The 13,203-nt window shown below is 73.9% G+C and carries 10 protein-coding genes and 5 pseudogenes; 9 read left to right on the forward strand and 6 right to left on the reverse strand.

The genetic code is table 11. From position 1 onward, the window contains the following. Positions 1-58: 58 nt before the first annotated feature. Positions 59-829: a hypothetical protein gene (locus MF408_RS12080; RefSeq protein WP_240251550.1), complete on the reverse strand. Its 771-nt coding sequence runs from the start codon at positions 827-829 to the stop codon at positions 59-61. A 59-nt stretch (positions 830-888) separates the two neighbouring features. On the opposite strand from MF408_RS12080, the gene MF408_RS12085 reads away from it, so the two are divergent. Next, the gene (locus MF408_RS12085; RefSeq protein WP_240251551.1) at positions 889-1,182 is read left to right on the forward strand and encodes a hypothetical protein; all 294 of its coding nucleotides are present in this window, start codon (positions 889-891) and stop codon (positions 1,180-1,182) included. Positions 1,183-1,610: 428 nt separating this feature from the next. Further along, positions 1,611-1,847, forward strand: a pseudogene (locus tag MF408_RS12090) (DedA family protein); the annotation flags it as partial. Positions 1,848-2,170: 323 nt separating this feature from the next. On the opposite strand, the gene MF408_RS12095 reads toward MF408_RS12090, so the two are convergent. Then, entirely contained in the window at positions 2,171-2,956 is a 786-nt protein-coding gene (locus MF408_RS12095) for a VTT domain-containing protein (RefSeq protein WP_240251552.1), read from the reverse strand. A gap of 94 nt (positions 2,957-3,050) precedes the next feature. Between MF408_RS12095 and MF408_RS12100 the strand changes: the two genes are divergently transcribed. Then, complete coding sequence (locus MF408_RS12100) at positions 3,051-3,698, forward strand: TrmH family RNA methyltransferase (RefSeq protein ID WP_240251874.1); 648 nt, start codon at positions 3,051-3,053, stop codon at positions 3,696-3,698. A 19-nt stretch (positions 3,699-3,717) separates the two neighbouring features. Here the strand turns inward: MF408_RS12100 and MF408_RS12105 are convergent, their stop codons facing one another. Further along, positions 3,718-4,389 carry a septum formation family protein gene (locus tag MF408_RS12105; protein WP_240251553.1) on the reverse strand — a complete coding sequence of 224 codons (672 nt, stop codon included), beginning with the start codon at positions 4,387-4,389 and terminating at the stop codon, positions 3,718-3,720. Positions 4,390-4,691: 302 nt separating this feature from the next. Here MF408_RS12105 and fbaA point away from each other — a divergent pair, with 302 nt between their 5' ends. From fbaA to MF408_RS12125, 4 genes and pseudogenes are all read left to right on the forward strand, one after another. Further along, positions 4,692-5,726 carry a class II fructose-bisphosphate aldolase gene (gene fbaA / locus MF408_RS12110; RefSeq protein ID WP_240251554.1) on the forward strand — a complete coding sequence of 345 codons (1,035 nt, stop codon included), beginning with the start codon at positions 4,692-4,694 and terminating at the stop codon, positions 5,724-5,726. Beyond that, positions 5,723-6,140 (forward strand): annotated as a pseudogene (locus tag MF408_RS12115) (DUF3151 domain-containing protein). The gene fbaA and the pseudogene MF408_RS12115 overlap by 4 nt, the downstream one beginning before the upstream one ends. Before the next feature lie 202 nt (positions 6,141-6,342). Beyond that, complete coding sequence (locus tag MF408_RS12120) at positions 6,343-6,795, forward strand: type IV toxin-antitoxin system AbiEi family antitoxin domain-containing protein (RefSeq protein WP_240251876.1); 453 nt, start codon at positions 6,343-6,345, stop codon at positions 6,793-6,795. 46 nt (positions 6,796-6,841) lie between these two features. After that, positions 6,842-7,378 (forward strand): hypothetical protein, encoded by a 537-nt coding sequence (locus MF408_RS12125; RefSeq protein WP_240251555.1) that lies wholly within the window; start codon positions 6,842-6,844, stop codon positions 7,376-7,378. Positions 7,379-7,477: 99 nt separating this feature from the next. Here the strand turns inward: MF408_RS12125 and lysS are convergent, their stop codons facing one another. The 3 genes and pseudogenes from lysS to MF408_RS12140 form a co-directional block, all read right to left on the reverse strand. Then, the gene (lysS, locus tag MF408_RS12130) at positions 7,478-9,181 is read right to left on the reverse strand and encodes a lysine--tRNA ligase (protein WP_240251878.1); all 1,704 of its coding nucleotides are present in this window, start codon (positions 9,179-9,181) and stop codon (positions 7,478-7,480) included. Positions 9,182-9,192: 11 nt separating this feature from the next. Then, positions 9,193-9,567: a hypothetical protein gene (locus MF408_RS12135; RefSeq protein WP_240251880.1), complete on the reverse strand. Its 375-nt coding sequence runs from the start codon at positions 9,565-9,567 to the stop codon at positions 9,193-9,195. 268 nt (positions 9,568-9,835) lie between these two features. Beyond that, positions 9,836-10,150: pseudogene (locus tag MF408_RS12140) on the reverse strand (diacylglycerol kinase family protein); the annotation flags it as partial. 299 nt (positions 10,151-10,449) lie between these two features. On the opposite strand from MF408_RS12140, the pseudogene MF408_RS12145 reads away from it, so the two are divergent. Both MF408_RS12145 and MF408_RS12150 read left to right on the forward strand, forming a co-directional pair. Beyond that, a pseudogene (locus MF408_RS12145) lies at positions 10,450-11,677 on the forward strand (carboxyl transferase domain-containing protein). 241 nt (positions 11,678-11,918) lie between these two features. Continuing rightward, positions 11,919-13,191, forward strand: a pseudogene (locus tag MF408_RS12150) (adenylosuccinate synthase); the annotation flags it as partial. Between the last annotated feature and the right edge of the window lie 12 nt (positions 13,192-13,203).

Below are 13,203 nucleotides of genomic sequence, written 5' to 3' on the forward strand. Positions count from 1 at the left end.
CCGGCGGGCGTGGCTGCCTCGTCCGGCGCCGTGGCTCCGGACGCCGCGGCCGGGCCGGTCACGCGACCTCCGTCACGGTGAGCGGCCGCAGCCCCGACTCCTCGAGCTCGCCGAAGACGTCGGAGGCGTGGCCGCCGGTGCGGGCGAGCAGGTCCCACGGCTCGTCGAGGAGCAGCGGGAGCGCGGCGCCCGTGCCGTCGACGAGCACCGGCGGGCCGTCGGCGCGTGCGACCACCGCGCCCCGGACGACGACGGGCGCGCGCACCGCCCACGGGTTGTGGCTCCAGACAGAGGCCAGGTCGTCGAGCGCGTGCGCCACCGTGCCGCCGCCGGGCAGGGCCGCCCCCTGCGCGACCGGCACCGGCGGCTCGGCGAACAACGCCCGCTGCGGTGCGCTCCCCGGGTAGCGGGCGACCGCGACCTCCAGCACCGAGCCGGTCAGGTGCGCCACCGGGAGCGGCGCGCCGCCGGCGGCGAAGTCGAGGACCTGCACGACCTCGCCCGACGCCGCCGACCGCAGCCAGGTGCGCTGCTCCAGGAGCCGGCCGTCGTCGCTGCGGTGCGCGCCGAGCACCTGCCAGGCCGCAGGCGTCGTCGCCTCCGCGTCGCCCGTGCGGACGTCGTCGGAGGCGGTGGCCCAGCCGAGGTAGGCGCGGAGGTCGCCGCGGGTGGCGTCGTCGAGGTCCGGCCAGCTCCGCCAGGCCTGGACGGCGGTCCACCAGCGGCCGAGCTCGGCCAGGAGGTGGTCGAGCCAGTCGTCGCGCCCATGGACCGCCGACGACATCGCGCGCACCCGCTCGGCCAGGCCGGGCAGCTGGGCGTCGACCAACCGGGCCGCGGTCGCGTCCCACCACCCCCCACGGCTGGCGCCGCGCGGCCGCGGCGCCGGTGCGGGCGACGTCGGCCAGCCACTGCGCGAAGTCCTCGATCCCCGCCGACATCGTGGCGACCCGCTGCTCGACCCGCCGCGCCCGCGCCTCGGGGTCCGGCGCCCGCGCGGCCGCCTGGGTCGCCCGGGCCGCGGCGCGCTCGGCCCGCTGCGCCGCCCAGTCGCCGGCGAAGCCGGCCGGCTCCGCCACGTCGCTCACCACGCCGTCGGGCCCGTCGGAGCGCACCCACAGGAGGAGCAGCGCCAGGGCGTGCTTGCAGGGGTGCTTCCGGCTCGGGCAGGAGCACCGGTAGGCGGGACCGGTGAGGTCGACCGACACCTGGTAGGGCGTCTTCCCCGACCCCTGGCACCGGCCCCACACGAGACTGTCGGTGCTCCCGGTGCCCGACCAGGGCCCCGGCGTGGCGAGCCGGCGCGCGGCCGCGAGCGAGGACGCGTCGGGAGCCGCCTTCTCGACGGCGGCCGGGGTCCATCGGGTCATGGTGCGCTCATCATGGTCGATGGACCCGACAGAGGGCAGGTGCGGGCCCGCCCGCCGCTGTGGCGGCGTACGGGGGTCCACCGGCACCCCTCTAGCCTGATCGGCGTGACCCGCCTGCTCGCCGCACCCGAGGATCCCGCCGAGCTCGACGGCCTCGCCGGATGGGTCGTCGACGTGATGGAGGCGGTCGGCCCGGCCGGCGCCGGAGCCGCGATCGCCCTCGAGAACCTGTTCCCGCCGATGCCCAGCGAGGTCGTGCTGCCCCTCGCCGGGTTCACCGCCAGCCAGGGCGACTTCACCCTCGCCGAGGCGCTGCTGTGGACCACCGCCGGCTCGATCGCCGGTGCGGTCGTCCTCTACTACCTCGGCATGCTGGTGGGCCGGCAGCGGATGTACTGGCTGTGGGACCGGCTGCCGCTGACCAAGACCAGCGACCTCGAGCGCACCGAGGCGTGGTTCGCCCGGCACGGCCGGAAGGCGGTGTTCTTCGGCCGGATGGTGCCGATCTTCCGGAGCCTGATCTCGGTGCCGGCGGGGGGTGGAGCGGATGCCGATGCTCCAGTTCCTCGGCCTCACCGCGGCGGGGAGCGCGATCTGGAACACCACGTTCGTCGTGGCCGGCTACCAGCTCGGCGAGCAGTGGCACCGGGTCGAGCCCGTCGTCGGCGTGCTGCAGTGGACCGTCATCGTGACCGTGGTGCTCGCGGTCTGCGTCTGGGTGCTGCTGCGGGTGCGCTCGCTGCGCCGCAGCCCTCGGCCGGGGCCTCCGTCCGCCGGCTCGGACGGCTGACGCCGACCGCTCAGCGCGTGGTCTCGCGCGGCGGGACCCGCAGCCCGGTGATGTCGCGGTCGGGCCGGCCGTCGTGGTCGAGGTCCTCGGCCTCCGGCGCGTTGGTGCGCCGCCGGCGCACCGCCTCGCCCACCATCAGCACCGCCCCGAAGCCGAAGATCGCGATGATCACGTAGTCGAGGTTGTCCCTCAGCCACGGCACCCGCTCGCCGAGGACGTAGCCCAGCACCGTGATCGACAGCACCCACAGCAGGGCGCCGACCAGGCTCCACAGGTAGAACCGACGGCGGTCCATCCGGGTGACGCCGGCGACGACGGTGATGTAGGTGCGCACGAACGCCACGAACCGGCCGATCACCAGCGCCTTGCTGCCGTGCTTGTCGAAGAACGCCTCGGTCTCCTCGAAGTACTTCCGCTTCAGGATCCGGCCGTCGCGCGCATAGAGCGGCGGCCCGATCTTGCGGCCGATCTCGTAGCCCGCGACGTTGCCGGCGAACGCGGCGACGACGAGCAGCGCCATGCCGATCAGCAGCTCGACCTCGCGGCTGCCGGGGAACACGTCGAGCTGCCCGGTCGCGAGGAAGATGCCGATCGCGAAGAGCAGCGCGTCGCCGGGCAGGAACGGGAAGAACAACCCGCACTCGACGAACACGATGAGGAGGCTGATCCACAGGAACTCGGTGCCGAACTCGTTGATCAGCGTCTCCGGGTCGAGCCAGTCGATGCCGAGGAACAACGGCGTCAGCTGGCCGTGGAGAACGGAGGCGAATGAGGAGAGGTCGAGCGCGGCCGGCACCCCCTCACCGTACCGGGCGCCCTCGCGGCCGACATCGGGAATTACCCTGAGCCGCGTGGAGGACCCGACCGAGCCGAGGGCGCCGTACGACCCGATGCCCCACGGCCCGGCCGAGGTGGGGGTGGGTCCGTGGGAGGGCCCGTGGCCCGACGGCGAGCACTACGACGCCCGCCTCCTCGCCGAGGGCGACCGGCGCAACGTCGTCGACCGCTACCGCTACTGGACGGTCGAGGCGATCGTCGCCGACCTCGACCGCCGGCGGCACGACTTCCACGTGGCGATCGAGAACTGGCAGCACGACTTCAACATCGGCACCATCGTGCGCTCGGCCAACGCGTTCCTCGCCAAGGAGGTGCACATCGTCGGCAACCGGCGGTGGAACCGCCGCGGCGCGATGGTGACCGACCGCTACCAGCACGTGCGGCACCACCCCACGGTCGCCGACCTCCGCGAGCACCTGCAGGGGCTCGACGGCGGCCCGGTGCCGCTCCTCGGCGTCGACAACCTGCCCGGGTCGGCGCACCTGGAGACGATGGAGGTCCCGCGGCGGGTCTGCTTCCTCTTCGGCCAGGAGGGCCCCGGCCTCTCCGCCGCCGCGCGCACAGCCTGCGACGGCACCTTCTCGATCGCGCAGTTCGGCTCCACCCGCTCGATCAACGCCTCCGCGGCGGCCGCGATCGCCATGCACGCCTGGGTGCGCACGCACGCCGACCTGTCGAGCGACGAGGCCTGGCGGGGCTGAGCGGACGGCCCCGGGCTCGTCAGCGCCGTGTCTGCTTCAGGCAGACCGCGAACCGGAACCCGGCCTTCCAGCTCTGCTTAGTCGTGGGGTACTCGAGGTAGATCCCGGCCCTCGGGATCCGCGCCCGGCACACGCGCTCCGCCCACCGCCGCATCACCCGTGCTCCGGGGAAGCTGCCCGTCCGGCGCACGTGGTGCGTCGCACGGAACGCGTGCCGGTGCGCGCACCGGACGACCTCGTAGTACGCCGCCCTGCCGAGCCGGCACCGGGCGATCCGGTCGGGCAGCGGGAGCCGGCCGAGCTCGGGCCCGGACGCCGGCAGCGGGCGCAGCCGCTTGCCGTCGGGAAGACCGAGGTCGCAGCGGATCCACCTCGCACCGGCGGCGCGCTGCGCCTCGGTCGGGATGAACCAGTAGATCGTGTACGCCGACCGGACCCGGGCGGCGGTGGAGCCCGGCAGCAGCGCGTCGACGCTGCGCACGCACTCGACCCACATGCGTCGGGACAGCGCGCGGACGTCGTCCCAGTCCGGGGTCCGGGTGAGCTGGACGATCGCCGTCGTCACCGTCGTGTGCCGCTCGCTGCACGGGACCGCCGGGTCCGGCTCCGACACGGCCCAGGCCTCGCGCTTGGTGAGGTCGTGGCAGCTGCCGACCGCGGCGGGGGGTGATGTCCACGCCGGCGGCGGCATGGGCGGGCACGCCCGCGAGGGTGGGAACGGCAGTGACGACGGCCGCGACGAGGGTGACGACCGCACTGAGACGCAGCATCGAGGTTCCTCCTGGTCGGGTGCGCAGGACCTGGGCGACGACCGCTCGGGAGGACCGCCCTCCTTCCAGAACGGCGTCAGCCCGTCGGGGTCACGTCGGTGCGCGCGGCGCGGCGCCCAGGGCGGTGTGGATGGGATACGCGGCCGACGCCGGATCGGTTGCGGCGTACGGCCGACTAGGGTGGGCTCGTCGTACCCGACCCGTGAGCAGGAGCAGCGCAGCCATGCCCATCGCCACCCCCGAGAAGTACGCCGAGATGCTGGACGCCGCGAAGGCCGGATCCTTCGCCTACCCCGCCATCAACGTCTCGTCCTCCCAGACCCTCAACGCGGCCCTCAAGGGGTTCGCCGACGCCGGCTCCGACGGCATCATCCAGATCTCCACCGGTGGCGCGGAGTACCTCTCCGGCCCCTCGGTGAAGGACATGGTGACCGGCTCCGTGGCGTTCGCGGCCTACGCCGCCGAGGTGGCCAAGAGCTATCCGGTCAACGTCGCGCTCCACACCGACCACTGCCCGAAGGACAAGCTCGACGGCTTCGTCCGGCCGCTGCTCGAGCTGTCCGTCGAGCGGGTCAAGGGCGGCCAGGCGCCGCTCTTCCAGTCGCACATGTGGGACGGGTCCGCCGTGCCGCTCGACGAGAACCTGCAGATCGCCGAGGAGCTGCTCGCCAAGTGCGCCGAGGCGAAGGTGGTGCTGGAGATCGAGGTCGGTGTCGTCGGCGGCGAGGAGGACGGCATCGTCGGCGCCATCGACGAGAAGCTCTACACGACCCCCGACGACGCGCTCGCGACCGTGCGTGCGCTCGGCACTGGCGAGAAGGGCCGCTACCTCACCGCGTTGACGTTCGGCAACGTCCACGGCGTCTACAAGCCGGGCAACGTCAAGCTCCGTCCGGAGATCCTCAAGGCCGCACAGGAGGCGGTCGTCAAGGAGCTCGGCCTGGCCGCCGACGCCCGCCCGTTCGACCTGGTCTTCCACGGCGGCTCCGGGTCGACCGCGGAGGAGATCGCCGCCGCCGTCGACTACGGCGTGGTGAAGATGAACGTCGACACCGACACCCAGTACGCGTTCACCCGGCCGGTGGCGACGCACATGTTCCAGAACTACGACGGCGTGCTCAAGGTCGACGGCGAGGTCGGCAACAAGAAGGCCTACGACCCGCGCGCCTGGGGCAAGGCCGCCGAGGCCGGCATGGCCGCCCGCGTGGTCGAGGCCTGCGAGAACCTCCGCTCGGCCGGGAAGAGCGTCGGCCGATGAGCCTCGGCCAGGACCTGATGGCCGGTCCGCCGCCGACCCCTCCTGCCCGAGGACCCCGCCACCGCGGCGGTCGCGGCGGGCGAGCAGCCCGAGGACGTCGTACGCCGGTTCCCGGCCTCGCCGCTCGCGTGGGCGACCCTCGCCGACGCGGCGGTCGCGCAGGGCGCCGACGACGTGACGGCCTACGCCTACGCCCGGGTCGGCTACCACCGCTCCCTCGACCTGCTGCGCCGCAACGGCTGGAAGGGGCACGGCCCGGTGCCCTGGGAGCACGAGCCCAACCGCGGCTTCCTGCGCTGCCTCGCCCGCCTCGCCACCACCGCCCGCGCGATCGGCGAGACCGACGAGTGGGAGCGCTGCTCGACGTTCCTCCGCGACTCGAGCCCCGCGGCTGCCGAGGAGCTGCTGGGCTGAAAGCAACGGCGCGGAGGTGGTGTAACTCAGTGTTCGGTTGACTTCCCGGGCGCTGTTACCAGTCACAGCACCGAGGGAGCGGCCGCAACACCGAGGGAGTGCGGCGTACGACGCCTCGCCGCCCGCGCGCCGCTCCGCCGTCGTCCACAGGCGGGACCGACGGGGCTGGCGTGGCCGGCAGGTCGGGCGCATCGTGCCCGTCATGGACCCCCGGATCCTCGCCGCCTTCGCCAGCCACCACGGTGTGCTCCGACGGACACAGCTGCTCGACCTCGGCATGCCGCCGACCGAGATCCGCCGCCTGCTGCGGTCAGGCGCGCTCGTGCTCCTGCGGCGCGGTGCCTACACGACGCGTGAGATCTGGGACGCGGCCGATCGGTACGTCGCGAGGCCGCTGCTCCTCGCTCGTGCGGCCGTCGCGCTGACGCGCCGGGCCTGGGTGCTGAGCCACGACTCGGCCGCCCACGCGCTGGGCATGGCGATCCTCGACCCGCGTGACCCCTATGTGCACCTCACCCGACCCGGTTGGACGAACGCCTGGACCGGAGAACGGGGTCAAGCACCACCTTGCGCGGTTCGGGTCGCACCAGGTGGTCGAGGTCGCCGGCCTGCGGGTCCTAGACCTAGCACGGACCGCCGTGGACATCGCTCGTGAACGCGGCAACCGGGACGGCCTGGCCGCGTGTGACTCCGCGATGCGGATGGGAGTGACGAAGGAGGCGCTCGAGGCGGCCGCGGAGCCGATGGCGCAGTGGCCCGGCGCGCGGGCGGTCAACGCGAGCGTGGACCTCGCCGACCCGGGGGCCGAGAACGTCAACGAGTCGCTCGGCCGTGAGCTGGTGATAGAGGCGGCGATCGGTGAGCCGGAGACGCAGTTCCCGGTCAGGACCGCGCAGGGCATCAGGTGGTGCGACATCCGGGTCGGCAACCACGTCATCGAGGTCGACGGGCGGGTCAAGTACCTCGCGGAGGCCGACGGCGGCTTCGCCCGCACCACGGCGGACGACGTCGCGTGGGAGGAGCGGAAACGCGAGCGCCTCGTCCGCGACGAGGGCCTGGTCGTCACCCGGCTGTACTGGGAGGACTACTGGGGCCACCGGCGGGTTGAGGCAGTCCGCCGGGTGCGGGCGGACCACGCCGACGCCGTCGCCCGGTTCGGGCCGGACCTCGACGAGCGGCTCGCCCGCGAGGCGGAGGCGATCAGGAAGCAGTACGGCGACCGCCGCAGGGGCGCGTGACGTCGGCCGCTGCGCACTACCCGGGTGTTCGTGCTGCTCCCGCCGTGCTCTGACGTGTCCCAGCGCCCGGGTAGTCGCCGTAACACTGAGTTACTGCACTTACCCCGCCGGCGTGAGCAGCGCCCGCACCCGCTCGGGGCCGAGCGCGGCGAACAGGGTGGGGAGCCGCGGGCCGCGGTCGGCGGCGACGAGGAGCTGGTAGAGCAGCCGGAAGAACGCCTTCTGGTCGGCCTTGACCTCGTCGGTCGGCGCGTCGTCGAGGCCGAGGCCGCGGCCGAGCTTGGGGACGCCGTAGATCAGTGCGGTGAGGTCGGCGGCGTCGTCGAACGTCGCGGGCAACCGGGCGAGGAGGGTGTCGAGCCAGCCGCGCTCCTGCTCCGTGAGCGCGGAGAGCCGCTCGGCGTCGGGGGTCTCGCGCACGTTCGTGCGGTCCTCGGCGGGCACGTACTCCCGCACCCAGGTCATCGCCTTCGACAGCCGCGGCTCGAGCTCGGCGACGGTGGAGTGCTCGTGGCCGACCTTCCCGATCGTCGCGGAGATCAGCTCGGCGGAGCCGGCGGTGACATCGGCGACCGACGACAGCATCCGGAACGGCACGACCACCTCGGGGGAGGGCAGGCGGCCGGCGGCGGCAGTGGCGGACGCCCGCTCCCAGGCGAGCACCGCGGCGTCCCGCTTCGCGGGGTCGGCGGCCTTGCGGGTGAGCGCGTCCCACTCGTCGTAGAGCCGCAGCACCTCCTGCCCGAAGTCGACGTTGAACGCCTGCTTGGGCTGCCGGCGGACGTAGAGCCAGCGCAGGATCGGCGCCTCGAGGATCCGCAGCGCCTCGGCGGCGGTCGGCACGCCGCCCCGCGACGACGACATCTTCGGCATGCCGGCGACGCCGACGAACGAGTAGCCGACGAACGACGGTGCGGTCCAGCCGAAGACCGGGCCGACGAGGTCCTTGCCGACGGTGTACGACGAGCCGGGGCTGGCGTGGTCGACGCCGCCGGGCTCGAAGTGCACCTGCTCGTAGGCCCACCGCATCGGCCAGTCGACCTTCCACACCAGCTTGCCCTCGTCCTGGGTGGCGACGTTCGTGACGTAGGAGTCGCCACAGACGTCGCAGGTGTAGGCCAGGTCGGTCGTCTCGTCGTCGTACGACGTCAGCGTCACGGTGTCGCGGCCGCAGCCGCGGCAGTAGGGCTTGTAGGGGAAGCGGGCGAGGTTGCCGCGCGAGGACCCCTCGTCGTCGTCCTCGTCGGCCGGCACCTCCTCGCCCGAGGGCTTCTTGGTGCGGTAGCGCGCCATGACCGCCTCGATCTCCTCGCGCTTGCGGATGGCGGTCAGGACCTGCTCGCGGTAGGCGCCGGAGCGGTACATCCGGGTCTGGTCGACCTCGACCATCTCGCAGCCCATCTCGGCCAGCGCGCGGCGCAGCGGCTCCTTGAACCGCTCGGCCCAGCTCTCGAACTCGCCGGTCGGGTCCGGCACGGCGGAGAGCGGTCGGCCGATGTGCTCGTTCCACGACTCGTCGACGCCGGCGGGCACCTTGCGGAACCGGTCGAAGTCGTCCCAGCTGTGCAGGTGCCGCACGGCGATGCCGCGGCGCCGGATCTCCTCGGCGACGAAGTGGACGGTCAGGAACTCCCGCAGGTTGCCGAGGTGGATCGGCCCGGAGGGGCTGATGCCCGACGCGCAGGTCACGAGGTCGGGCAGCTCGCCGTCGGGGGTGGTCGACGCGGCGTGCCGGAGCGCCTGGTCGGCGGTGCGGGTCACCCAGTCGACCGGGTCTGCTGCGTTGTCTCCTCGTCGTGCCACGTCGGGCAACCCTAGTGCGCCCGGGCGTCGTCGCCCGACTCGTCCCGCCGCGGCAGCACCATCCGGTACGCCGCGCGCTCGAGGTGCCAGGTGCGGTGCCGCTCGGGGCCGTAGACCTCGCCGTCGGCGCTGCACCAGAAGCCGCTGCCGCTCACCGAGACGGTGGCGCCGCGGTAGGTGCGGACGTCCTCGCGCTGGTCGTGGCTGCCGAACGGGAGCCGGACGGCGTACGCCGCCCGGGCGGCCAGGCCGGCGGGCGTGGCGACCAGCACGTCGATGAGCCCGTCGCTCGGGTCGGCGTCGGGGGTGAGGCGGGTGCCGCCGCCGACCGAGGCGCCGTTGCCGAGCGCGACCATGAGCACCGGCTCGTCGACGTCGGCGACCACCTCGCCGTCGACCTCGACGCGGAGCCGGAGGGTTGGTGGGTTCAGGGCGGTGCGGACCGCGCCGATGGGGGTAGCCGAGGCGGCCGAGGTTGACCCGGCCGACGCCGACCCGGCCGAGCCGCTCCTTCCAGCGGGCGCCGTGCTTGCTCGCGTCGGCGCCGGCGCCGAGGTGCACGTTGTTGACGACGACCTCGCCGACCTCGTCGACGAGGAGGTCCATCTCCTCGATGGTGCCCTTCACCATCGCCTCGGCGGCCTCCGCCGGGTCGAGCGGGATCTCCACGGTGCGGGCGAAGTCGTTGCCGGTGCCGAGCGGCAGCAGGCCGAGCACGTGGTCGGCCAGCTCGCGGCGCCGGTGCAGCGCGGCGACCACCGCGTGCAGGCTGCCGTCGCCGCCCGCCACCACGATCCGCCGGGTGCCCGCCCGGTGCAGCGCGCCGTCGAGCTCGCCGGGGGCGGAGGTCTGGCACACCTCGACCGAGGTGTGGGCGCGGAGCACGTCCAGCGCCGCGTCGAGCGCCCGGTCGTCGGCGGTGCCGGCCTCGGCGTTGGTGATCACGAGGAGCGGCTCGGTGGTGGGCACCCGTCCACCTTAGGCGGGGCCCCCTGCCGCCGCCGGCCGGGCGGCCCCGGTCGCGTGGGCCGGGTCCCGGGGCGTGGTTGGATGCCGGGCCATGGGGACGAGCCGGCGGCTGACCGCCCGGGAGCTGATCGACCTGGTGCTCGACCCGGGTTCCTACGTCTCGTGGGACGGCCCGGTCGGCACCGAGCACCACCCGGACGGCTACCGGGCCGAGCTCCGGGCGGCGGCCGCGAAGGCGGGCACCGACGAGTCGGTGCTGACCGGCCGGGGCACGGTGCGGGGGCCGGCCCGTGGCGTTCGTGGTCAACGAGTTCCGCTTCCTCGCCGGCTCGATCGGCGTCGCCGCGGCGGAGCGGATCGCCGGCGCCGTGCGCCGCGCGACGGCGGAGGGGCTGCCGGTCCTGGCGAGCACCGCGTCGGGCGGCACCCGGATGCAGGAGGGCACCCCGGCGTTCGTGCGGATGGTGGAGATCTCCCGGGCCGTCATGGAGCACCGCGCGGCCGGCCTGCCCTACCTCGTCCACCTGCGGCACCCCCACGACCGGTGGGGTGTTCGCGTCGTGGGGCTCGCTCGGCCACGTCACGGTCGCCGAGCCCGGCGCCCTGGTGGGCTTCCTCGGACCGAAGGTGTTCGAGGCGCTCCACGGGCAGCCGTTCCCGGCCGGGGTCCAGGAGGCCGAGAACCTCGCCGCCAAGGGGGTGATCGACGCCGTCGTGCCGAGCGAGGAGCTCCCGGCGCTGGTCGACGCGGCGCTGCGGGTGCTGGTCGACCCGCCGGGGCCGGCGGAGGGCAGTCGTCGTACGCCGCTCGCCGCGGACGCCGCGGGCGTGCCGGCGTGGGAGTCGGTCGAGCGCACCCGCGCCGACGGCCGTGCGGGTGTCCGCGACCTGCTCCGCCACGGCGCCTCGGACACGCTGCGGCTGCGCGGCACCGACGAGGGCGAGCGGGACGACTCGGTGCTGATCGCGCTCACCCGGATCGACGGCGTGCCCTGCGTGCTGGTCGGGCAGGACCGCAGCCGCCAGACGCCCGCCACGCCCCTGGGCCCGGGCGCCCTCCGGGAGGCGCGGCGGGCGATGCGGCTGGCCGAGGAGCTGCGGCTCCCGCTGGTCACGGTGGTCGACACCCCCGGCGCCGAGCTGTCGCCCGAGGCCGAGGAGGGTGCGATCGCCGGCGAGATCGCCCGCTGCATCGGCACCCTGGTGACGATGACGGTGCCGACGCTCTCGGTCATCCTCGGCCAGGGCTGCGGCGGCGGGGCGCTCGCGCTGATGCCAGCCCGCACCGTGCTCGCCGCCCAGCACGCCTGGCTCTCGCCGCTGCCGCCGGAGGGCGCCAGCGCCATCGTCCACGGAGTCGTCGACCGGGCGCCGGAGGTGGCGGCGGCGCAGCGGGTGCGGGCCCTCGACCTGCTCGCCGACGGGATCGTCCACGCGGTGGTCCCCGAGGTCGACGGGGAGCCGCCCGCCGACCTGGCCCGCGCGGTCGCGGCGGAGGTCGGGGCGCGGCTGCGCGGCGCGTCGTAGCCGGCCGGGGCGCGCCGCGGGCGGGCTCGGGTCGGGCCGGGTCGGAGCCGGGGGGTGACGTGACGGGCAAAACCTCCACTTGTCCGGCATTGCTTTTGCCCGACAAGTTGAGGTTTCCCCGGTCGGCCGGGGAAACCTCACGCGGCGCCTGGTTTGCGACCCGGTCACCCCACCCCCTACCGTTGGGTCGCAAAGAGCCCGGTGCGATTGCACCGGGTCTTTCGACTTTGAGGAGCGAGCGATGCCCGCGATCGTGATCGTCGGCGCCCAGTGGGGCGACGAGGGCAAGGGCAAGGCGACCGACCACCTCGGCGACCGGGTCGACTACGTGGTGAAGTTCAACGGCGGCAACAACGCCGGGCACACCGTGGTCATCGGCGACGAGAAGTACGCCCTCCACCTGCTGCCCAGCGGCATCCTCACCCCCGGCTGCACGCCGGTCATCGGCAACGGCGTGGTCGTCGACCTCGACGTGCTGTTCCACGAGGTCGACGGCCTGGAGGCCCGCGGCATCGACACCGGCCGGCTCAAGGTGAGCTCCAACGCCCACGTCATCGCCGACTACAACCGCACGCTCGACAAGGTCAACGAGCGGTTTCTCGGCTCGCGCCGGATCGGCACCACCGGCCGCGGCATCGGGCCGACGTACGCCGACAAGATGAACCGGATCGGCATCCGCGTCCAGGACCTCTTCGACGAGAAGATCCTCACCCAGAAGGTCGAGGGGGCGCTCGAGCTCAAGAGCCAGATCCTCACCAAGATCTACAACCGCCGCGCACCCTCGGTGGAGCAAACCGTCGAGGGCCTGCTGGCGCACGCCGACCGGTTGGCGCCGTACGTCTGCGACACGACGCTGCTGCTCGGCGAGGCGCTCGACCGCGACGAGGTGGTGCTGCTCGAGGCCGGCCAGGCGACCCTGCTCGACGTCGACCACGGCACCTACCCGTTCGTGACGTCCTCCAGCGCGACCGCCGGCGGCGCCTGCACCGGCTCGGGCATCCCGCCGACCCGGATCGACCAGGTGATCGGGATCGTCAAGGCCTACACGACGCGCGTGGGCGAGGGACCCTTCCCGACCGAGCTCCACGACGAGGCCGGCGACTTCCTGCGCGACGCCGGCGCCGAGTTCGGTACGACGACCGGCCGGCCGCGGCGCTGCGGCTGGTACGACGCGGTGATCGCGCGCTACGCGGCGCGGGTCAACGGCGTCACCGACTTCGTGCTCACCAAGCTCGACGTGCTCACCGGCCTCGAGCAGATCCCGGTCTGCGTGGCCTACGACGTCGAGGGCCGGCGGCACGACGAGATGCCGGCCAACCAGACCGACTTCCACCACGCCGTGCCGGTCTACGAGTACTTCCCCCGGCTGGACCGAGGACATCAGCGGGGCGCGGACGCTGGCCGACCTGCCTGCCAACGCGAGGGCTTACGTCGAGGCGCTGGAGGAGATGTCGGGCGCCCGGATCTCGGTGGTCGGGGTCGGCCCGGAGCGCGAGCAGGCGGTCGTGCTGCACCCCGCTGCGCTG

The organism is Nocardioides sp. TF02-7 (genome assembly GCF_022437945.1).
GTDB lineage: Bacteria > Actinomycetota > Actinomycetes > Propionibacteriales > Nocardioidaceae > Nocardioides.

Bases quoted from the DNA above. Each gene is read 5' to 3' on its own strand.
- MF408_RS12105 (WP_240251553.1), bottom strand. From the start codon at position 4,389: ATGCCGCCGCCGGCGTGGACATCACCCCCCGCCGCGGTCGGCAGCTGC.
- MF408_RS12100 (WP_240251874.1), top strand. From the start codon at position 3,051: ATGCCCCACGGCCCGGCCGAGGTGGGGGTGGGTCCGTGGGAGGGCCCG.
- MF408_RS12125 (WP_240251555.1), top strand. From the start codon at position 6,842: ATGGGAGTGACGAAGGAGGCGCTCGAGGCGGCCGCGGAGCCGATGGCG.
- fbaA (WP_240251554.1), top strand. From the start codon at position 4,692: ATGCCCATCGCCACCCCCGAGAAGTACGCCGAGATGCTGGACGCCGCG.
- MF408_RS12120 (WP_240251876.1), top strand. From the start codon at position 6,343: ATGGACCCCCGGATCCTCGCCGCCTTCGCCAGCCACCACGGTGTGCTC.